This is a genomic window from Streptomyces sp. NPDC028910, from assembly GCF_055564955.1.
Window position 1 is genome coordinate 57292 of record NZ_JBVHVF010000017.1, and the last position, 19950, is coordinate 77241.

Sequence of the window (19950 nt, forward strand, 5' to 3'; positions counted from 1 at the left end):
GTGATACCGCTCGTACCGCTCACCGAGGCACCACCCGTCACCGAGTCCTACCCTCCGTCCCTCCCCTTCCCCACGTCCCTCCTGGCCGGATCCCGAGAGGGCCTCGCCGAGGTCTCCGACGCGCTGGCCGAAGCGATCGACACCGCGCTGACCGCCCGCCGCCCCGACGGACCGTTACCGGCCGGCGCCCCCTCCGGCGTCCTCGCGGCGGCCGCCCGGGTCCTGGGACCCGCCCGCCTTCCCGCCGAGGGGCTCGGCGCCAAGGCCGCCCTCCAGCGGCTGGCCACCCTGCTGGTGGAGCAGGGCATCGACCTGTCCCACCCCCGGGCCGCGGCCCACCTGCAACCGCCGCCGCTGGCGGTCGCGGTCGCCGCGGACACCCTGGCGAGCGCGAGCAACGCCTCGCTGGACACCTACGATTCCGGCCCCTCGGCCATCGCCGTCGAACGCTGGCTCATCGGCGCACTGACCCGCCTGGCGGGACTGGGGGAGCGTGCCGACGGCGTCCTCACGCCCGGTGGCTCGCTGTCCAATCTGCTGGGCCTGCTGCTGGCCCGGGACGCCGCCGCCGCGCGGGCCGGTGTCAACGCCCGCCAGGAGGGGGTCGCCGCCCTGCCCGGCCCGGTCGTGTTCTGCTCCGAACTCGCCCACTTCTCCGTACAGCGGGCCTGCGCCGCCCTCGGGCTCGGCGAGGCGGCGGTCCACCTCCTGCCCACCGACGAGCGGCGGCGCATGAGGCCGCGGGCGCTGGCCGAGGCCCTGCGCGGACTCGGCCCCGGCCGGACGCCGCTGGCGGTCATCGCCACCGCCGGGACCACGGACTTCGGCTCCATCGACCCGCTCCCCGAGATCGCCGAGATCGCCACGGAGCACGGCCTCTGGATGCACGTGGACGCCGCCTACGGATTCGGCGCCCTGTTCTCCGAGCGGCTGGCCGACCGGCTGGCCGGGCTGGAACTCGCCGACTCCGTCACCCTCGACCTGCACAAGATCGGCTGGCAGCCCGCCGCCGCCAGTGCCCTCCTGGTGTCCGACACGTCGGCCTTCACCGCCCTCGACCGCGAAGTCGCCTACCTCAACCCGGTCGACGACTCGGAAGCGGGGTACGACGGACTGCTCGGCCGCAGCCTGCAGACCACCCGTCGCCCGGACGCGGTGAAAGCCGCCGCCACCCTGCTGACCTACGGCCGCACCGGAATGGGCCGCATGGTCGACGCCTGCCACGACCTCGCCCGGCACGCCGAGCGCCGCATCCTCGACGAACCGGAGCTCGAACTGGTCGCCCCGGCCGAACTGACCACCGTCGTCTTCCGCTACCGGGGCGCGGACTCCCGGTCCGGCGCGGACTCCCGGTCCGGCGCGGACCCCCGGGCCGCCGACAGCCTCAACGCCGCACTGCGCCGACGCCTGCTGGAGTCCGGCGACGCGCTCATCGGACGTACGGAGGCCGGCGTCGGCGGCGTACCCGGCTCCCCGAAACGGGTCTGCCTGAAATTCACCCTGCTCAACCCCACCGCCACCACCGACGACATCGACGGCCTCGTGGACCTCGTCCTCGACGCCGGCCGCACCTGTGAACGACAGATCGAGGAGGGCGCCGCATGAGCGTCACCGCCACGGTTTCCACCCCCGGCGCCCCGACCACCGTCCCCGCCGACCCGCTGCACACGCTCGACTCGCGCGGGGCCGCCGAACACGCCCACGTCGAGGCGCTGTTGCGCTGCTGGCTCCTGGAGACCGGAACGCCGGTCGCGCCCGGGCCGCTGCGGATCGAACTCCCCACCGCCGGCCTGGCCCTCGTCACCGAGGTGACCCACCGATCGCCGACCGGCCTGCACCGCTTCGGCCCCACCCGCCTGGAGGGGCCCGGAGGCCCGCTGGGCGCGAGCGCCGACCCCGTCACTGCCGTCGCGCTGCTGTCCACCGAGGCGGCCGTACGGGGCGGCAGCCGCCCCGGCGGCGTCCCGGCCGGCGAGGTCGCCGATCTGGTGGAGCGCACCGCGGAGTCCGTACGCCGCGTCGCCCGCTTCATCTCCGACCGCCGGGCGAACCCGCGGCCGCCGTCCGGGGTGGACGGCTTCCTCGACGCCGAACAGGCGCTGATCCTGGGCCACTTGAACCACCCCGCGCCCAAGAGCCGCGACGGCATCTCGGACAATGACGCGGCCGCCTTCTCACCCGAACTGCGCGGCTCCTTCCGGCTGCACTGGTTCGCCGCCGACGAGTCGGTGGTCTCCCACGACTCCGTGGACAAAGCGCCCGCCCTCGCCGGACGGGACACCGTCGCCCTCCTCGCAGACCTCGCCGAACGCCGTCCCGACGACGGCCGGGTGCTGGTGCCCGCCCACCCCTGGCAGGCCCGCGACCTGCTGCACCGCCCGCGCATCGCCGCCCTGATCGCCTCGGGCGCACTGGAACCGCTCGGCGAGCTGGGCCCCGAGTGGTGGCCCACCTCCAGCGTGCGCACCGTGTACCGGCCGGACGCCGACGTGATGCTGAAGCTCTCGCTGGGCCTGCGGCTGACCAACTCCCGGCGCGAGTCCACCCGTACCGAACTGCGCCGCGGCCTGGAGATCAACCGGCTCCTCGACGCCGGGTACGCGCGGAGCACCCTCGCGGCCCACCCGGGATTCGCCATCACCCGTGACCCCGCCTGGATCGCGGTGGACGAACCGGGCCGCGCGGACGGGCCGGCGGTGACCGGCCTCGACGTCGCCGTACGCGAAGTGCCCGACGGCATCGAAGACCTGCGCTGCCTGGTCGGCCTGGTCGCACCGCGCCCCGGACTCGGCCGCAGCGCCCTGGGCGAACTGGTCGGCGGCCTCGGCGCCGGAGCCGCCGAGCAGTGGACGGCCGACTACACCGACCGGGTGCTGGTCCCGATGCTGCACCTGTACGCCGCCACCGGCATCGGCCTGGAAGCCCACCAGCAGAACACCCTGGTCCGGCTGGACGCACGGGGCCGCGTCACCGGCGGCACGTTCCGCGACAACCAGGGCTACTACCTGGCCGCCTCGTACCTGCCCGGACTGCTGAAGCAGCTCGGAGCCGGCTCCTCCACCCTCGCCGTGGTGGACGACGCCCTCGTCGACGACCGGCTGTCGTACTACATGCTGCGCAACCAGGCCCTGTCGGTCGTCGGCTGTCTCGCGGTCGACGGCCTGGCGGACGAGCGCGCGCTGCTCTGCGTCCTCGCCGACCGGCTGCGGGCCGCGCTGCCGGCCCTCGCCGAAGCCGGCCCCGACGGCGACCGGCTCGCCCGCCGCTGGCTGGAGGCCGACACCCTGCCCTGCAAGGGCAACCTGCTGACCCGCCTGCACGGCATCGACGAGGTCCTCGCGCCCCTCGACGCCCAGTCCGTCTACCTCGACGCCCCCAACCCCCTCCAGGAGACGAGCGCATGACCCCGGCACAGCCGTTACATCAGGACGACGCGGCGCAGTTGAGCGGCACCGTCCCCGGTCCTCCCCTGCCCCGGCTGAGCAGTCCGTGGTCGGCCCGGGTGGCGCGGGCCGAAGGCGCCGACCTGGACGTGGTGCACGGCTGGATGCAGTCACCGCACATCGACGCGTTCTGGCACCAGGCGTGGCCCCGCGAGCGCTGGGCCGAGGAGATCGCCGGACACCTCGCGGGCGACGCCATCCTGCCCGTGGTGATCAGCCTGGACGGCCGCCCGTTCGCGTACGTCGAGGTGTACCGGGTGCTGCGCGACCGCCTCGCCGAGCACTACGCGCACCACCCGAGCGACCTGGGTCTGCACATCGCCATCGGCGACGTGAACCGCACCGGCAAGGGCCTGGGGCGGAGCCTGCTGCGCGCGCTCGCCGAGGGCCTGCTCGCCGCCGACCCGCGATGCCCGCGGGTGGTCGCCGAGCCGGACGTGACCAACCTCCCCTCGCTCAAGGCGTTCGCCGCCGCCGGGTTCCGGCACGTCAGGGAGGTCACCCTGCCCGAGAAGACGGCCGCCTTCGTGGTGCGCCCCCGCAGGGAGGAGGACATGCCCCGATGAGCGAACTCACGAGCGAGCACGACGTGGTGGCCATCGGCTGCGGCCCGTTCAACCTGGGGCTCGCCGCCCTGGCCTCGACCGTGGACGGTCTCGACCTGGTGGTGCTGGAGGAGCAGCCCGAACTCACCTGGCACCGCGGGATGATGTTCGGCGACGCCTCGATGCAGGTGAACTTCCTCGCGGACCTCGTCACCCTCGTCGCGCCCGGCCACCCCCTTTCGTTCCTCACCTACCTCCACGACATGGACCGGCTCTACACCTTCACCGTCCGCGAGAACTTCTTCCCCTCCCGGCGCGAGTACGAGGACTACCTGCGCTGGGCGGCGGCGAAGCTTCCCTCGGTGCACTTCTCGCACCGTGTCGAGGAAGTCCGCTGGGACGCCGCCGAGGAGCGGTTCACCGTGCTCGCCGCACGCGGTGACGGCGCCCGCCTGCGGATGCACGCCCGTGACCTCGTCCTGGGCATCGGCACCGCGCCGTACGTTCCGCAGGCCCTGGCGGGCCTGCCCCCGTCGAGGCTGCTGCACACCTCCGACTACCTGTACCGGGCGGCCGACGTGGCCGGGGCCGGGAAGGTCACGGTGGTCGGCTCCGGCCAGTCCGGGGCCGAGGTCACCGTGGACCTCCTCGGCCGCAACGTCGAGGGCGGCCCCGCCGTGAGCTGGCTGACCCGGACCTCGTCGTTCGCCCCGCTCGACTACACCAAGATGGTCCTGGAGATGACCACGCCGGCGTACATGCAGTACTTCCACTCGCTGCCGCAGGACGTACGGGACCGGCTGACCGGCGAGCAGTGGCAGTTCTACAAGGGCATCTCCACCGACACGCTCGAGGAGATCCACGAACTGCTCTACCGACGCCAGCTGGAACACGGGCTGGCCGAGGTGGAACTGCGGTTCGGCATCACGGTGCGGTCCGCGGCGCTGGACGCGCAGGGCCGGGCCGTCCTGACCTGCGTGCACCGCGACACCGGCCAGGTCTTCGAGCACACCACGGACCTCGTGGTCGCCGCGACGGGCTACCGCAATCGCCCGCCCGCGTTCCTGGAACCGGTCGAGCACCTGCTGCTGCGGGACGGACGCGGCCGCCACAGCGTGCGCCTGGACCACTCCGTGGAGCTCGCCGAAGGCGTCACCGGCCGCGTGTTCGTGGCCAACGCCGAGACCCACAGCCACGGCGTCTCGGCACCCAACCTGGACATCGGTGCGGTACGCAACGCCACGATCCTCAACGCGATCACGGGCCGTGAGACCTACCGCCTGCCGAAGCGGAGCGCCTTCACGAGCTTCGAGGCACCGCCCGGGCGGACGTCGTGACGGCAAGGCGTCGGTCGGCGCCGCTTGAGCGTTATGAACGTATAGAGCTATATGATTGATGGATCTTGACGATCGGAATCTGGCTCCCTAGAGTCGGCGCGGCCTCACTCAGCCGCAAGGAGCACCCAGATGCCCGTTCGCCGCCCGCGAACCCTGCTCGCGATGGTCCCCGAGCTCCGTCCCCGCCTGCTGGACGATGCCGCCGTCCACCGGCTCCGCGAAGTCGCCGAACTCGACCCGGAGTTCGTCGTCGACGACTTCGGCAGACCGGCGGTGGCGGCCGCGCTCGCGGAGGCGGAGGTCCTCCTCACCTTCTGGGGAGCGCCGACCGTCGACGCCCGGGTCCTCGCGGCCGCGCCCCGCCTCAAGGCCGTCGTGCACGCGGCCGGCTCCGTCAAGCGGCTGGTCACCGACGCCTGCTGGGAGCGCGGCATCGCCGTCTCCTCCGCCGCGCTGGCCAACTCCGTACCGGTGGCCGAGTACACCGTCGCCATGGTCCTGCTCTCCAACAAACGCGTGCTGCAGCTGCGCGAGGAGTACCGCAGCGTGCGCGGCACCCCGCACGACTGGCACCTCCGATACGGCCACGCGGGCAACTACCGCCGGACCGTCGGCATCGTCGGCGCCTCCCGGATCGGCCGCCGGGTGATGGAACTCCTGCGCCCGTACGACCTCGAACTGCTTGTCCACGACCCGTACCTGACGCATGATCAGGCTTGGATCCTCGGCGCCCGCGCCGTCGGGCTCGACGAGCTCTGCCGGATCTCCGACGTGGTCAGCCTGCACGCACCGGAACTGCCGGAGACCCGGTCGATGATCGACCGCCGGCGGCTGGCGCTGATGCGCGACGGCGCCACCCTGATCAACACGGCCCGCGGTTCCCTGGTCGACGCGGCCGCGGTCACGGACGAGCTGGCCTCCGGCCGATTGCAGGCGGTCATCGACGTCACCGAGCCGGAGGTGCTGCCGGCCGACTCCCCGCTGTACGACCTGCCGAACGTGCTGCTCACCCCGCACATCGCGGGCTCCCTCGGCAACGAACTCCACCGGATGGCCGACTCCGCGATCGAGGAGATCGCCCGTTACGCGGCGGGCTTGCCCTTCGCCCACGGGGTGCGGCGCGAGGACCTTGACCGAACGGCCTGAGAGCCGCGGCCGCCGGGGAGTCAGGTGGGAGTTGATCGTATTGATCAATAGTTCACATGGCCTTGACGTTCAAAGTCGCTGGAGCGAATGATTCGACTCGTTCAGCCCACTCGCCAAGGAGCAGTCCACATGAAGGTTCAGTCCTTGCGTGCCTACGGCGCGGTGGCCGCAGCGGTGTCCCTCGCCCTGCTGACCTCCGCCTGCGGTTCCGACTCCACCAACTCGTCCGCCGCCAAGGACGACGGGAAGCCCGTCACCCTCACGTACTGGACCTGGACCGGCGGCGCCGAGGCAGCGGCCGCCGCGTTCAACAAGACGCACACCGACATCCAGGTGCGGTTCTCCCAGATACCGGGCGGCGCCGACGGCTACAGCAAGATCAGCAACGCGATCAAGGCGGGTGACGCACCGGACGTGGCGACCATCGAGTACAGCATGGTCCCCGAGTTCGCGAGCCAGGGTTACCTGGAGGACCTCACCGCCTCGTCCGGCGAACTGGTCAAGAAGAGCTTCCCGGCGGGAGTCCAGAACCTGGTGACCTTCGGAGGCAAGACCTGGTCGGTCCCCTTCGACGCCACCCCACAGGTGTACTTCTACCGCAAGGACCTCTTCGAGAAGTACGGCGTGAGCGTGCCGAAGACCTGGGACGAGTACCGCGCCGCCGCCGAGAAGATCAAGGCCGCCGACCCCGAGGCGCGCATCGGCTCCTTCCCCACCGACGCCCCGCTGCAGGCGGCCCTGTCCTGGCAGGCCGGCGCGAAGTGGTTCCAGATCGAGGACGGCGCCTGGAAGCCCGAGATCGACGACGCCCCCTCGCGGAAGGTCGCCGACTTCTGGCAGGGCATGCTCAAGGACGACCTGGTCTTCAACTACGGCGCCGGCACCCCCGAGGAGAACAAGTCCAAGGCCGACGGTACGACCGTCAGCATCCTGGGCGCCTCCTGGAGCGCGGGAGCGATGATCTCCACCATGCCCGACCTCAAGGAGAAGTGGGGCGTCGCCCCCGTCCCCCACTGGGGCACTGCGGCCAGCGGCATGTACGGCGGCACCAGCTTCGCCGTGACCAAGGGCAGCAAGCACGCCGAGGCCGCAGCCGAGTTCATCAAGTGGGTCACCACGGACCCGGCCTCGATGGAGGCCCGGATCAGCGCCCTGAAGAACCCGAGCAGCGCCCTGCCCGCGAACCCGGCCATGGCCGCGGTGGCCGCGAAGGCCTTCGACACCTCCTACTTCGGCGGCCAGGACCTCTACAAGCTGACGGGTGAGCAGGTCGACACGATCCTCCCCGGATGGACCTGGGGCCCGGTCTGGGGCAAGGTCAACGCCGACTTCAAGGACGAGGCGGCCAAGAACGGCCTGGCCAGCGGCCTGGTGAAGGCCCAGGAGTCGGCCCGTACGGCGATCGAGAGCCGCGGTCTCAAACTCGCCAAGTGATCCGGCCGGGGGTGGCCGCCCGATCCGCCGGGCCGCGCCACCTCCCTGGGAACGGAACCACCCGCACCGCCAAGGAGTCTCCCGTGGCATCACCCCCCATCACCCCGCCGCGCACCGCCGGCACGTTGCGCCGCAACCAACGCGGCGCCGCGACCCTGTTCCTCACCCCGTTCTTCGCGCTCTTCGCCCTCGTCATGGTGGCGCCGGTCGGGTACGCGGCATGGATGAGCCTGTACCGGGAGCAGTCCTCGGGGCTCGGGTTCGGCGGCGTCGAGCGCACCTTCGCGGGCCTGGCGAACTATGCGGCGGTGCTGGCCGACCCGGCGTTCCGCGCGTCCTTCCTGAACGTCGCCGCGTACTGCCTCGCGTACATCCCGGTCGTGATCGGCGGGGCGCTGGGCCTGGCACTGCTGGTCGACTCGGCCTACGCCCGGGCCAGGCGCTTCTTCCAGCTCGCCTTCTTCCTGCCGCACGCCGTGCCCGGACTGATCGCCGCGATCGTCTGGATCTACCTCTACACCCCCGGACTCAGCCCGGTGATCGAATGGATCGAGGGCGCGGGCGGCGGCTGGAACTTCTTCTCACCCGGCAACTCCCTCTCCTCGATGGTCAACATCGCCGTCTGGCAGTGGGTCGGCTACAACATGGTGATCTTCTTCGCCGCGCTCCAGGCGGTGCCCCGCGAGGTCATCGAGGCGGCCACCGTCGACGCAGCCGGGGCCTGGCGCATCGCCCTCGGCATCAAGGTGCCGATCATCCGATCCTCGGTGGTCATGACCGTCCTGTTCACCAGTGTCGGAGCGATCCAGCTCTTCACCGAGCCCAAGCTGCTCTCCGACAAGGCGCAGGCCCTCGGGAACGACTGGTCGCCCACCATGTACATCGTCAGCAAGGCGTTCATCGACCAGGACTACGCGAGCGCGGCCGCCGCGTCCCTGCTGCTGGCCCTGGTGGCCGGAGCGCTGTCCTACGCGGTGACCCGGATCGGGAAGCGGTGGCAGGAAGCATGACCACGCAAGGCCTGCGACCCCGCGCCGCCGGGCGGACCGCCGCGACCCCCGCCGACCCCGCCGACCCCGCGGCGCCGAGCAGCCCGCGGCTCCGGCCCCGGCCCCGGGTCCCGCGCGCCTGGGCCTCCAAGGCCGCCGTCAACGCCGTACTCATCATGCTGACGCTCTACACGCTGATGCCGATCAGCTGGCTGCTCGTCGCCGCCACCAAGAACCGCCGAGACCTCTTCGGCACCAGCGGCTTCAGCTTCGGAGAGTTCAACCTCCTCTCCAACATCCACGAGGTCTTCACGCACGACGACGGCATCTATGGCCGCTGGCTGCTCAACACGGTCCTCTACGCCGTGGTCGGCTCCGCCCTCTCCTCCCTGATATCGGTCGCGGCGGGCTACGCCTTCGACAAGTACGCGTTCGCCGGCAAGGAGAAGCTCTTCGGCGTGGTCCTCGCGGGCGTGCTGGTACCGGGAGCGGTCCTGACCCTGCCCATGTACCTGCTGGCCTCCCAGGCCGGGCTGACCAACACCTACTGGGCGCTGCTGATCCCCTCGCTGGTCAACCCGTTCGGCGTCTACCTCGCCCGGGTCTTCTCCGAGGGCTACGTCCCGTACGAGGTCCTGGAGGCCGCCCGGGTCGACGGCGCCGGCGAGGTGCGGACCTTTCGCACCATCGCGCTGCCGATGCTCGCCCCCGGATTCATGACGCTGTTCCTGTTCTCCTTCACCGCGAGCTGGAACAACTTCTACGGCGCGCTGGTCATGCTGAACGACAAGGACCTGTACCCCGTCAACCTCGGCCTCCACATGTGGAACATCTCGACGACGGAGAGCCCCGAGATGTACTCGCTCGCGATCACCGGCTCGCTCATCGCCGTGATCCCGCTGGTGATCGCCTTCCTCTGCCTGCAGCGCTTCTGGCGCTCGGGGCTGACCGCCGGCGCGGTGAAGTAGAGGGGTGCGCGCCCAACACCCGCACCACTGGACGCCGTCGTCGCCGCCGGCCGACCCGCGATCACAGCGCGACTTTGATCCGCTGCGTCGCGCCCGCCTGACCGGTGAGGTCTCCGAAGGAGAGGGTGAGGGCGGAGCCCGTGGTGGCGGAGGTGACCGTGGCCGGCTTGGCCAGTACGGAGGTCACCGGACGGTGCCACGTGACCGTGAGGCCGGTCCGCATCCGCATCGGGTCGCTGACGCACAGCGTGGCCGTACCGTCGCCGTGCTCCCGTACGAGGACACAGGCCGGGTTGTCGGCGCTCAGGCCGCCCACCGTCCCGGCGAACCAGAAGGCGACGGCGGTGAAGCCGAGCGAGGAGACCCTGATGCCCTGCTGATCGTTGTCGTTGGCGAGGACGGTGAGCCAGCCGGTGTCGGCGGCCCGGGCCGCGGTGGCCGCGGTGGTGGCTCCCGGCATCAGGATGTAGGAGCAGGCGACGCCGGCCGGGTCCACGCCGTGGTCGAACCAGAGGGTCAGATAGCGGCGCGTGATCGGGTCGGTGGCGCCACCGGTGTTGATGTCGTGCCAGGACCCGGTCCGGGCCTCGCGCAGCGCCTTGAGCGTGGCTCCGCCGGGGAAGACGTACCCGCCGTGGCCGGCTATCCGCGCCCAACCCGCGCCGGCCAGGGTGGCCGACCAGCCGAGGGCGGTGGACTGCGCGGCGCCGTTCACGGTGAGCGCCTGGGAGCCGGTGGCGCCGAGGTTGCGGTTGTCGACCACGGTCTCGACCGCGACGCCGTCGGTGGCCCGGACCGCGCCCGCCAGGCAGACGATCGAGTCGGCCAGACAGAACCACGCCTTCTTGGCGTAGAGCGTGCTCGACAGACCGCGGACGAACTGGCCTATGGCCGCGTACTCCCCGTCCGTGGCGCCGCCGACCCAGTTCACGTCCGGCCTCGGCAGGCCCCAGGCACCGCCTTCGGCGTCGGCGAGCGTCTTCTTCGAGACGGTGACGCCCGGCAGCCGGTACGGGTCGACGGTGGGCCAGAAGGCGTCGGTGTACTGGCCGTTGCCGTACGTGTTCCCCCACCACTGGAGCATGCCAGCGCCCGCGTGCCAGCCGCGCAGGTTCTCCCCGTTGCCGGTCTCGTAGAGGCCCATCCGCTGGGAGGCCATGCTGATCGAGGCCGCCCAGCCGGGGCGGCGGTGGACGGCCCGGTCCATGCTGGGGAAGAGCCTGTGCCCGGTCGGCTCCGCGAGCGCCGTGACAGCGTTGTCGTCCTGTACGGCCTTGAGCCGGGCCAGAGCCGCGACGCTCAGGTCGGTGTCCGAGAGCACGGGGCTGTAGTAGTCCCGCTGGATCCAGCCCTTGACCAGGCCGCGCCAGCGCTGGTGCTCCGAGCTGCTCGCGGCGGTGCCCAACAGGGCGATGGAGGCGAGGACTCCGTGCCCTCGGCCGTGGTCGCCGCCCTGGAAGCCGTAGGAGTTGGTCCTTGGATTGCCCCGGCTGGTGGCGCGCCCGGACACCGCGTCCATCATCAGGCCGTTGTAGAGGAACGGCGCGAAGGACTGCTCCACCGAGTCGAGGATGATCTGCCGGTTGGGGTCGGTGACCGCCCACGTCGAACCACTGAGCAGGGAGAAGAGTCCGGCCAGGCCGCCGATCAGCACCGCGCCGTAGGAGCCCGTGTAGGACAGGTAGGTGTGCTGGACGAAGGAGCCGTCGGCGTAGAAGCCGTCTCCGGCGGTGACGAAGGGGAAGACGGGGGAGAGGGCGTCGCGGGCGAGCGAGATCTTGGCCGCGTTCTTGCCGAGGATGCCGCGCAGGGCGAGCGAGCGGCACAGGTCCACGCGGTTGGCGCCGGTGCTGGTGCCGGTGTAGCGGGAGACCGAGGAGTCGGGGACGAACCGGTCGACGGCCGCGAGGTGGTTGGCGAGCTGGGTGGCGGAGAGCTGCCCGTGGAGGATCGTGCTGATGTCCAGCAGGATCTGCGGGGAACCGATCTGGAAGTCCCACCAGTTGCCGAACTGGCTCTTCGCCGGGTTGTAGACCTGCTGGTAGAGGTGGTCGAGGCCGGTCCGGATGTCGGTGGCCAGCGAGCCGTCGCCGGTCAGACCCGTGCCGGGCTGGGCGTACGCCTGGGCCATGGTGCCCAGCCGTGCATAGCTGCCGGTGATCGAGCTGGAGAGCGTCAGGGGCAGGTCCGGCCAGAGCGACCCGGCGGCGGGCGCCATGGCCGAGCGGTGCTCGCCGGCCTGACGGCCCAGCAGCGCCAGCTTCCCGGCGAAGGGCGCGGCCGCGGGGTCGAACCCGCTGCCCAGCAGCATCTCGCGCCACGTGGCGCGGAGGGTGTCGTACTCATCGCCGGCGGCGGACGCGGCGGACGCCGCCCCGGCCGTCGGGAGCGCGCCCACCGGGAGTATCCCCGTCAGCAAGGCGGTGCTCCCGGAGAAGCGCAGGAAGGAACGGCGGGACCATGGGCGGGACATGGAGCCTCCAAGCTGGAGCGCGGACCGGCCCGTCGGACGGCACGCGTGCGCGCGCAGCAGGAGACGGCCTCACGCGGGGAGCGGGGTGGGAGGACGCCCCGCTGACCGTTTGTAGCATGCGTGCGAAATGGCGCTCAAGAGGCATGTAAGGATCGATCGTTCAAACGATCAGACCTGGCTCGACCTGCCCCCGCAGGAGTCGCGCACGCGGAGCTGGGGCAGCAGCTCGATGTGCTGTCGGGGTCCGTCCGCCTCCGCCCCGAGCCGGTCGAGCAGCAGCCTGGCGGCCTCCGCCCCCACCGCGCGCCTGGGCGGGGCCACGGCCGTGAGCGCGAGCTCGGACAGACCGGCCACCTCGTCGTCGTAGACGACCAGGGCGAGGTCCTCGGGGACGCGGATCCCGAGTGCCTGGAGGCGCGGCACCAGGACGACGGCATCGGCGTCGCTGTGCACGAAGGCGGCGGTGATCCCGTGCTCGCGCACACCGCGGTGCAGGAACTCCAGCGTGAGGTCGTAGCGTTCCGACTCGGAGGCGGGCCGGCCGGGATCGAAGTGGGGCGCGGGCGCCTCGGGAAGTCCGAGCGTGGTCAGGGCGTCCTCGAAGCCCGCCCTCAACTGCCGCGTGTGCGGGCTCCTCTGGAGCGCGAGCGCGATGTGGCGGTGGCCCAGCGCGGCCAGATGGTGGACGGCGGAGCCCGCGCCGTAGGCGGAGTCCGAGCGTACCCGGTCGAGGTGGTGGGCCGGGCTGCCGGGCGCGGTCCACCGCTCGACCAGCACGGTGGGCACGGAAGCCGCCAGGATCGGGCCGGTCTCACCGGAGCCGGGCGCGCCCTCCCCCCAACTGGGAGTCAGCAGCAGGCCGTTGACTCCCGCGGCGACGAGCCGTTCGACCTGGGCCTGGTCCTCCTCGATCAGGTAGCCGGACAGGCTGAGCACGAGCCGCGCTCCGCGCTGCGCCAGCACCTCGCGGGCGCCCTGGACGATCTCGGAGAACGAGTAGCCCATAGTGGGCACGATCATGCCGACCACGGTCCCCTCCCTGGCTGGCGGGGCGGCCGGGGCGGGTGCGAGCGCCGGCCGGCCGCTGCCCGGCCACACCAGCGAGCCGTGCACCCGGCCGAGCCGGCCCTCGGAGACGAGGAGTCCCGCGTCGCGCCGTACGGTGACCATGGAGACGCCCAGCTCGGCGGCGACATCGGCGATGCTCAGGCTGCCGTGTTCACGGACGAGCTCGATCACTCGCTCGTGGCGCGCATGGACATGGACCCGCACGGTGTCCCCCCTGGTATCGGCCGCTGTCTCTGCCTCTGCTCTCCTCGCGTGATTGTATGGAGCGATCGGTCTCGGTGCTCACCCGTCACGAGCCGATGGCCTGCCCGAAGGCGAAGAAGCGGTCGAGCCGCGCCGCGGGCCCGCGTCGTCACCGGCGGTTCGTTTGTTCCCTATTCGAAGAGACGGGCGGTGGCAACGTCCGGGCTACCTCCAAACGGAGGCGCGGGGGCACCTCTTCGAGGGAACCGACCGGTCCGAACCGTCTCTGGTGGCCGTCGCTGCCGATGAAGAGGGGGACGGCCCTCCTCGGGGCCGTGCGGTGCTCCGGCACCGCTGTGCAGTGACAAGGAGATGCCACGTGTCGCGTGTTTGGAAGAATGCGGGTCTTGCCCTGGTCATGGGCCTGGCGGTCATCGGCGGTGCCTCCTCGGCGTCCGCGGACTCCACCGCGGAGGGTGTCGCTGCCCTCTCGCCCGGTGTCCTGTCGGGCAACCTGATCCAGGTCCCGCTCCACGTTCCGATCAACGTGTGCGGTAACAGCATCAACGTGATCGGGCTGGTCAACCCGGCCGGCGGCGCCGTCTGCGTCAACACCTGAGGGTCGTGAATCCCGGCTCATCCCGGTCGCGCCCGCGACCGGGATGAGCCGCAGGTGCCACCGCTGTCAGGCGAGGGTGCGTACGTGCTGGTCGCTCAGTTCGTAGTGTTGCCGGCCGCCAGCCGGCGCAGCGCCTGCGCGGGGGTCGTGACGCGCTCGGCGGTCTCCGGATCCCACGAGGCGGCGGAGGCGGGGAAGGCCGCACCGAGCGTCAGGCCCGCTCCGGCGGCCGCCGTGCCCGCGACGGCGGTGCGCAGCAGGGCGCGGCGACTGCGGGGAACGGCGGCGGGGTCCGTGTGTTCGAAAGCATGGCCGGACCGTAACCCGGCCCACCGGCGCCGAAGGTGACCTCACGGACACCATGGCGGGATCCGCCCGCTCGGCAGGCGTGATGCGGACGGGATCGCACCGGACAACGCGGGCTCGACCGACAAGATCCGAAAGAGACGACCTAGCGGGCGGCGCCGCCGGCGGGGGGGGGCTACTTGAACGCCGCGAACGCCCTGGTGAAGGCCAGCGGCTGCTGGAGGATCGAACTGCACGTGGCATCGGCGTAGTTCACGGCGCCGGCCGCGCACTGCTTGTCGCGCGTCGAGGACCACACGGCCAGTCGGCCGATCCCCTTGGCCGCCGCGAACTCCACCAGCTGCGTCGCGTCAGCGACGGTGAAGATCTCGCTCGTGACGTCGTTCACGCCGATCATCGGCGTGACGGCCACGGCCTTCCACGCCGCCGCGTCGGAGAGCCCGAGCACGCCCTTGAGCTGAGCCTGCGTGGCGGTCGCGGCCTGGATCGCGTACTGCCCCATGTCCCCGCTGTACGCCGGCCCGTAATCCATCGCCATGATGTTGACGGCGTCGATCCGCACGCCGTTCTTCCTGGCATCGGCCAGCAGTGCCACGCCGGGCTGGGTCAGCCCCTCGGGCATGACGGGCAGGGTGAAGGCCACGTCCAGGCCGGGGTGGGACTTCTGCAGCCGGGCGATGGCCTGCGCGCGGCGCGCGTTGGCCGCGGTGTCCGGCAGGGCCGCACCCTCGATGTCGAAGTCGACCTTGGTGAGCCGGTACTGGTCGATGACCTTCCCGTACGCGGCGGCGAGATCGTCCACGGTGGCGCAGTTCAGGGCCAGTTCGTGTCCGGCGGCCCCGCCGAACGACACCCGGACGTCGCCGCCCTTGGCGCGCAGCGCGCCGATCTGGGCGGCGACCTTGTCGCTCCCGAGATCGGTGACACCGCCCCACAGCGGTGCGCAACCGCCGCCGGAGGTGATGAAGGCGAGGTGGAACTCCTTCACTCCCGTCTTGGCCGCGGTGTCGAGGAGGTCGTACGCGGGATACAGCGAGGTGTCCACGTACGGTGCGAAGCGGGCGCCGCCGCCACCGGGGACGGTGGCGGTCGCCGTGGGGGAGGGTGACGCGGTCCCGGTCGGCGCGGAGGACGTGACGGGCGCGGTCGGAGCCGGGGTCGCGGTGACGGTGGGGCGGGCGGTGGGGCGGCCGCTCGGCTGGGCCGTCGCGCCCGGGTCGACCGAGCACTTCGTCCCGTTGATCAGACACCCGGTCGGGTCGCCCGGGGAGCCGGACCCGCTCGTGACGAACCCCACGGTGACGGAGGCCCCGGGCGCCAGCTGCCGGTTCCAGCTCGCCGGCTTCACGGTGACGCGCTGACCGGCGACCGTGTGGGCGCCGTTCCAGAGGGAGTCGATCCTCGTGCCCGCCGGCAGGTCGAACTGGAGCGTCCAGTCCGACTGGACCTGACCGGTGTGGTTGGTGATGACGTACTGGCCGGTGTAACCACCGCTCCAGGAACTGGACTTCGTGTACGCGGCGCCGACGGAGGTCGCCTGCGCGGTCCCGGTGAAGGCGAAGGCCGCACCGCCGATCACCGCCGCCGCCACGACCGCGCCCGTGACCTTGGCCGTACGACTCGTCCTGCGCCGGTGACCGACTGTGCTGCCCATGGCGTGCCTGCCTCTGTGGTTACTGGGGAGTTGGTGATGCGGCAGCACGCTAGCCGCACCGAAACGGACAATCGTTCGTTTCGGTGCGGCACTCATGAGTCTTAGGCTCCGCTTAAGGAAGCGGTAAGCGAGGCCTCAGGAAGCGAGCTCGGGGGTCCGAAGACGTCCAAAGCGGTGACGAGGACCGAGGAACTTCCCGCACGCGGTCGGGAGGTCAGCCGTGGGTGGTGTCGATGACGCAGAAGCGGTTGCCCTCGGGGTCGGCGAGGACCACGAAATCGGGGTCCTCGGGGTAGGAGTCCCAGTCGACGTGCCGGGCACCCAGGGACACCAGACGAGCCACCTCCGCCTCCTGCTCCGCCGCGTCCGCCACGTACAGGTCGAGGTGGACGCGGGGTTGTTCCTGTACGGGCGTGACGCTGCGGCCGAGCGCCAGGCCGGGACCGCCGCCGTCGGCGGGGACCAGGACGGTCCAGCCGTCCTCCACCTCGCCGCCGCGCGGGACGTAGCCCAGCGCCCGGCCCCAGAATTCCGCGGCCCGCCGCACGTCCGCGGCGCCCATGACGATCGTTCCGATGGTCAGCATGGGCCGATTCTGACAAATCCCGCCGGGTGCTACGCGGTTCGCTCGATCGCCACCATCGCGGCGTCATCGTCCAGGGTGTTGCCGGTCGCGTGGGCGAGCAGGTCCTCGCACAACTGGTCCAGCAGGGCCTGCGGGCGCAGGCCGGACCAGGCGACCACGCGCTGCGCGAGGGGATAGAAGGTGCCCGTCCGGTCGCGCGCTTCCAGAACCCCGTCCGTGTAGAGGAGCAGGACGTCACCCGCCGCGAAGGCGAAGGTCTGAGCGGTGACGGCCGACGCCACGAGCCCGGCGAGCCCCAGGGGCGGCGCGGGACGGGCCACCTCCAGGGGAACGGCCCCGCCGTCGCGGAGCAGGAGCAGTGGCGGCGGATGGCCGCAGCTGACCACGTGCATCACCGGCTCGTCGTCGGGGATCTCCAGGACGGCCGCGGTCACGAAGCTCTCGCCCTGGTCCCCGGCGCCGTCCAGGTCCGTGGAGACCGCCGCCTCCAGGTAGTCCACGAGCCCCGGCAGCTCGGCCTCCTGGTGCGCGGCGGCCCGGAAGGCGCCGAGTACGAGAGCGGCGTCCCCGACCGCCTCCAGGCCCTTGCCGCGGACGTCGCCGATGATCAGCCGCGTCCCCGTGGACGTACGGGCGGCGGCGTACAGGTCGCCGCCGATCTGGGCCTCCGCCGCCGCGGCCAGGTACACGGAGGCGACGCCCAGCGGACCGATCCGGTCGGGCAGCGGCCGCAGGACCACCTGCTGGGCCGTCTCCGCCACCGAGCGCAGCTGGACCAGTTCCTTCTCGTGCACCTCGCGCAAGTGGGCGAAGAAGGTCACGAACACCGAGATCATGATGAGCGCGGTGATCTGGAAGGTGTGGTTCAGATCGGTCAGGCTGGTGCGCGCCACGGCGACCACCGCCTGGGCCAGCACGGCGACCAGCCCCACGAAGCCCGTCATCCGCGGCCCCGCGAACGAGGCGGTCACGGCCGGCGCCGCGACCAGGAAGGGCCCGAGGTGGACCTCCGGCGGAGCCAGGATGTCGACCACCGTCACGAGGGCGATCAGCGCGAACGGGACCGCCAGCTGCGCGTGGCCTACCCGCCCGGACCGGTGGTGACGTGTGAGCGACAGCCGGAAATCCATCCCTCCTGCATACACCGCCAGGCGACGCGGAGCGCCGAGGCCATGCCGTCGCGGGGCCCGGCCGCCTACGGGCGACGGCGGGGCTTGCCGCTCTTGCCGCCCTTGGAGCCGCCGGAACCGCCGCGCGGGTTCTTGCCCGCGGACTTGCCGGACGCCGACTTTCCGGACGCCGATTTCCCGGACGCGGGCTTCCGCTGCGTGCCGGCGCCGGCGCCGGTGTCCGGGCGCTTGCGCTTCGTCTTGGGCTGCGCCGGCGTCGGGGGGCGGCCCCGGGTGCTGTTCACGGTCCGGCCGCGGACGATGCCGATGAACTCCTCCACCAGGTCGGTGGTCTCGTCCTGCGGCCACGACAGCGCCACCCGCGACTCGGGCGCGTCCGAGACCGGCCGGTAGGTGAGGTCCCTGCGGTGGTGCAGACGGGCGAGCGACTGCGGGACGACGAGGACGCCCACCCCCGCCGCCACCAGCTCGATCGCGTCCGCCGTCGTCTCGGGGCGCTCGATCGCGGGCTGCCCCGGCAGCTGCTCCCAGTCGAGGGTGTCGTCGAGGGGGTGCAGCACGATCTCGTCGGCGAGATCCTCGGTGGACACCTCGTCGGCCGTCGCCACGAGGTGGTCCTTGGGGATCACGACCACCGTGGTCTCGGTGTAGAGGGGGATCGCGCTGAGGTCCGTACGGTCGACCGGCAGCCGGACGAACCCCGCGTCGGCGCCGCCGGCCCGCAGTACGCCGAACGCCTCGGCGGGGGACACCGCGACGAGGGTCAGCGGGACGTCGGGCAGCCGCTCGTTCCAGATCCGCACCCACTTGGTGGGTGTCACCCCGGGGACATAAGCGAGCCGGAACGAATGGGGTACTTCCGAGCCTGTCACCCCGCCAGGTTACCGGTCGTGGTCGGAGGTAGCGCACACGCTCGATACTCTTGACACCATGACGTCGCACCAGAGCACCCAGACGATGAAGCCCGCGACCGCGGCGAAGAAGCTGGGCGTGTACCTCGAGGCCACCCCCGCTGAGTTCCAGGAGGGTGTCGTCTCGCGCAGCGAATTGAGTGCGCTCCAGGCAGATCCGCCCGAGTGGCTGCAGGAGCTGCGCCGCAACGGTCCGCACCCCCGACCGGTGGTCGCGGCCAAGCTGGGCGTCTCCATCGCGGGCCTCGCCCGTGGCGGAGTCACCGAGCCCCTCACGACCGAGCAGATCGAAGCGCTGAAGAAGGAATCTCCCGAGTGGCTGCAGCGCGAGCGCGCCACCCAGGCCGAGGTCCGGAAGGAAGCGGTGCGGATCAAGGAGAAGAACGCGGAGCGGGCCGAGAAGGCCCGCGAACAGAACGCCTGAGCCGAGGCTCCGCGTCCCGTCGGGCCTGGCTTCCCCTGGGGAGGCCGGGCCCGACGTCTTTTCTCCGCGCCGCCGACGGGTGATCGCAGCCGCCCCGGAACCTGTGCGCCCGTGCCGATCGGGCCGGGCCCGCGTCGACCGGATCATCCCGGTGTTCCGCCCGCCGTCAGCAGTCGCAGGGCCTTGTCGAGCCGAGCCTGCCTGGCCTCCGGTGTGACCGCTTGGAGCAGCGGCAGGATCACCAGGTAGCGCCCGGTCTTGTCGAGCGCCTCGAACGCCTTCCCGGCCTCGCGGTTCGCATCGAGCGCCACCGCGAGATCGGGTGGCACCGTCGCCGTCTTCTGCGACTCGTAGGCGCGCGCCCATCGCCCGTCCGCCTGCGCCCTGCGCACCTCGGCGAGCCCGGGCTCGCGCATCCGCCCCTCGGCCATCAGCACCGCGACCTTGTCCACGTTCACCTGTGACCACAGGCTCTTGGGCCGGCGCGGCACGTACTTCTGCAGGTAGTACCGCTCGTCGAGGGCGCGCCGTTGCCCGGAGATCCAGCCGTAGCACAGTCCGATGTCGACCAACTCGTCATCGGTGACCGACGCGATGCCGGACTTCTTCTTGGCCAGTTTGATCCACACACCCTCATGGCGCGTGTGGTGCTCGGCAAGCCAGCCCTCGAACGCCGCCGCGTCCGCGAAGCCGACGATCTCCACCCCGTTGAGTTCGTCCATCCCGTCAGGCTA

The 19950-nt window shown here is 71.7% G+C and carries 17 protein-coding genes; 10 read left to right on the forward strand and 7 right to left on the reverse strand.

Annotated features, from left to right (window positions below; all coding sequences use genetic code 11):
- The 8 genes from ACZ4TV_RS21015 to ACZ4TV_RS21050 all read left to right on the forward strand — a co-directional run bounded on the left by ACZ4TV_RS21015 (position 1) and on the right by ACZ4TV_RS21050 (position 9862).
- Complete coding sequence (locus tag ACZ4TV_RS21015) at positions 1 to 1605, forward strand: pyridoxal phosphate-dependent decarboxylase family protein (protein WP_468136208.1); 1605 nt, start codon at positions 1 to 3, stop codon at positions 1603 to 1605.
- Positions 1602 to 3404 (forward strand): IucA/IucC family protein, encoded by a 1803-nt coding sequence (locus tag ACZ4TV_RS21020; protein WP_468136209.1) that lies wholly within the window; start codon positions 1602 to 1604, stop codon positions 3402 to 3404. Before ACZ4TV_RS21015 ends, ACZ4TV_RS21020 begins: the two co-directional genes overlap by 4 nt.
- Positions 3401 to 4009: a GNAT family N-acetyltransferase gene (locus ACZ4TV_RS21025; protein WP_468136210.1), complete on the forward strand. Its 609-nt coding sequence runs from the start codon at positions 3401 to 3403 to the stop codon at positions 4007 to 4009. The genes ACZ4TV_RS21020 and ACZ4TV_RS21025 overlap by 4 nt, the downstream gene beginning before the upstream one ends.
- Positions 4006 to 5325 (forward strand): lysine N(6)-hydroxylase/L-ornithine N(5)-oxygenase family protein, encoded by a 1320-nt coding sequence (locus ACZ4TV_RS21030; protein WP_468136211.1) that lies wholly within the window; start codon positions 4006 to 4008, stop codon positions 5323 to 5325. The genes ACZ4TV_RS21025 and ACZ4TV_RS21030 overlap by 4 nt, the downstream gene beginning before the upstream one ends.
- A gap of 129 nt (positions 5326 to 5454) precedes the next feature.
- Positions 5455 to 6471 (forward strand): hydroxyacid dehydrogenase, encoded by a 1017-nt coding sequence (locus ACZ4TV_RS21035; RefSeq protein WP_468136212.1) that lies wholly within the window; start codon positions 5455 to 5457, stop codon positions 6469 to 6471.
- A 129-nt stretch (positions 6472 to 6600) separates the two neighbouring features.
- Positions 6601 to 7905, forward strand: a complete 1305-nt coding sequence (locus tag ACZ4TV_RS21040) for an ABC transporter substrate-binding protein (RefSeq protein WP_468136213.1) — start codon at positions 6601 to 6603, stop codon at positions 7903 to 7905.
- A 194-nt stretch (positions 7906 to 8099) separates the two neighbouring features.
- Positions 8100 to 8915, forward strand: a complete 816-nt coding sequence (locus ACZ4TV_RS21045; protein ID WP_468136318.1) for a carbohydrate ABC transporter permease — start codon at positions 8100 to 8102, stop codon at positions 8913 to 8915.
- Positions 8912 to 9862 (forward strand): carbohydrate ABC transporter permease, encoded by a 951-nt coding sequence (locus ACZ4TV_RS21050; RefSeq protein WP_468136214.1) that lies wholly within the window; start codon positions 8912 to 8914, stop codon positions 9860 to 9862. The genes ACZ4TV_RS21045 and ACZ4TV_RS21050 overlap by 4 nt, the downstream gene beginning before the upstream one ends.
- 61 nt (positions 9863 to 9923) lie before the next feature.
- On the opposite strand, the gene ACZ4TV_RS21055 is transcribed toward ACZ4TV_RS21050, so the two are convergent.
- Positions 9924 to 12335, reverse strand: coding sequence for a polysaccharide lyase 8 family protein (locus tag ACZ4TV_RS21055; protein WP_468136215.1), 2412 nt, complete (start codon positions 12333 to 12335; stop codon positions 9924 to 9926).
- Positions 12336 to 12503: 168 nt separating this feature from the next.
- Positions 12504 to 13607, reverse strand: a complete 1104-nt coding sequence (locus ACZ4TV_RS21060) for a LacI family DNA-binding transcriptional regulator (RefSeq protein ID WP_468136216.1) — start codon at positions 13605 to 13607, stop codon at positions 12504 to 12506.
- A 358-nt stretch (positions 13608 to 13965) separates the two neighbouring features.
- On the opposite strand from ACZ4TV_RS21060, the gene ACZ4TV_RS21065 reads away from it, so the two are divergent.
- Complete coding sequence (locus tag ACZ4TV_RS21065; protein WP_468136217.1) at positions 13966 to 14205, forward strand: chaplin; 240 nt, start codon at positions 13966 to 13968, stop codon at positions 14203 to 14205.
- A gap of 481 nt (positions 14206 to 14686) precedes the next feature.
- Here ACZ4TV_RS21065 and ACZ4TV_RS21070 read toward each other — a convergent pair whose 3' ends face one another.
- The 4 genes from ACZ4TV_RS21070 to ACZ4TV_RS21085 form a co-directional block, all read right to left on the reverse strand.
- The gene (locus tag ACZ4TV_RS21070; RefSeq protein WP_468136218.1) at positions 14687 to 16165 is read right to left on the reverse strand and encodes a cellulose binding domain-containing protein; all 1479 of its coding nucleotides are present in this window, start codon (positions 16163 to 16165) and stop codon (positions 14687 to 14689) included.
- A 214-nt stretch (positions 16166 to 16379) separates the two neighbouring features.
- Complete coding sequence (locus ACZ4TV_RS21075) at positions 16380 to 16751, reverse strand: VOC family protein (RefSeq protein ID WP_468136219.1); 372 nt, start codon at positions 16749 to 16751, stop codon at positions 16380 to 16382.
- Positions 16752 to 16780: 29 nt separating this feature from the next.
- Positions 16781 to 17881 (reverse strand): PP2C family protein-serine/threonine phosphatase, encoded by a 1101-nt coding sequence (locus ACZ4TV_RS21080; protein ID WP_468136220.1) that lies wholly within the window; start codon positions 17879 to 17881, stop codon positions 16781 to 16783.
- Positions 17882 to 17946: 65 nt separating this feature from the next.
- Complete coding sequence (locus tag ACZ4TV_RS21085; protein WP_468136221.1) at positions 17947 to 18753, reverse strand: LysR substrate-binding domain-containing protein; 807 nt, start codon at positions 18751 to 18753, stop codon at positions 17947 to 17949.
- A gap of 58 nt (positions 18754 to 18811) precedes the next feature.
- Here ACZ4TV_RS21085 and ACZ4TV_RS21090 point away from each other — a divergent pair, with 58 nt between their 5' ends.
- Entirely contained in the window at positions 18812 to 19216 is a 405-nt protein-coding gene (locus ACZ4TV_RS21090; RefSeq protein ID WP_468136222.1) for a DUF5997 family protein, read from the forward strand.
- Positions 19217 to 19359: 143 nt separating this feature from the next.
- Here ACZ4TV_RS21090 and ACZ4TV_RS21095 read toward each other — a convergent pair whose 3' ends face one another.
- Entirely contained in the window at positions 19360 to 19938 is a 579-nt protein-coding gene (locus ACZ4TV_RS21095; RefSeq protein ID WP_468136223.1) for a YdeI/OmpD-associated family protein, read from the reverse strand.
- Between the last annotated feature and the right edge of the window lie 12 nt (positions 19939 to 19950).

Coding starts and splice junctions, on each gene's coding strand:
- ACZ4TV_RS21020 (WP_468136209.1), top strand. CDS start 1,602: ATGAGCGTCACCGCCACGGTTTCCACCCCCGGCGCCCCGACCACCGTC.
- ACZ4TV_RS21025 (WP_468136210.1), top strand. CDS start 3,401: ATGACCCCGGCACAGCCGTTACATCAGGACGACGCGGCGCAGTTGAGC.
- ACZ4TV_RS21030 (WP_468136211.1), top strand. CDS start 4,006: ATGAGCGAACTCACGAGCGAGCACGACGTGGTGGCCATCGGCTGCGGC.
- ACZ4TV_RS21035 (WP_468136212.1), top strand. CDS start 5,455: ATGCCCGTTCGCCGCCCGCGAACCCTGCTCGCGATGGTCCCCGAGCTC.
- ACZ4TV_RS21040 (WP_468136213.1), top strand. CDS start 6,601: ATGAAGGTTCAGTCCTTGCGTGCCTACGGCGCGGTGGCCGCAGCGGTG.
- ACZ4TV_RS21045 (WP_468136318.1), top strand. CDS start 8,100: ATGGTGGCGCCGGTCGGGTACGCGGCATGGATGAGCCTGTACCGGGAG.
- ACZ4TV_RS21050 (WP_468136214.1), top strand. CDS start 8,912: ATGACCACGCAAGGCCTGCGACCCCGCGCCGCCGGGCGGACCGCCGCG.
- ACZ4TV_RS21055 (WP_468136215.1), bottom strand. CDS start 12,335: ATGTCCCGCCCATGGTCCCGCCGTTCCTTCCTGCGCTTCTCCGGGAGC.
- ACZ4TV_RS21070 (WP_468136218.1), bottom strand. CDS start 16,165: ATGGGCAGCACAGTCGGTCACCGGCGCAGGACGAGTCGTACGGCCAAG.
- ACZ4TV_RS21075 (WP_468136219.1), bottom strand. CDS start 16,751: ATGCTGACCATCGGAACGATCGTCATGGGCGCCGCGGACGTGCGGCGG.
- ACZ4TV_RS21080 (WP_468136220.1), bottom strand. CDS start 17,881: ATGGATTTCCGGCTGTCGCTCACACGTCACCACCGGTCCGGGCGGGTA.
- ACZ4TV_RS21090 (WP_468136222.1), top strand. CDS start 18,812: ATGACGTCGCACCAGAGCACCCAGACGATGAAGCCCGCGACCGCGGCG.
- ACZ4TV_RS21095 (WP_468136223.1), bottom strand. CDS start 19,938: ATGGACGAACTCAACGGGGTGGAGATCGTCGGCTTCGCGGACGCGGCG.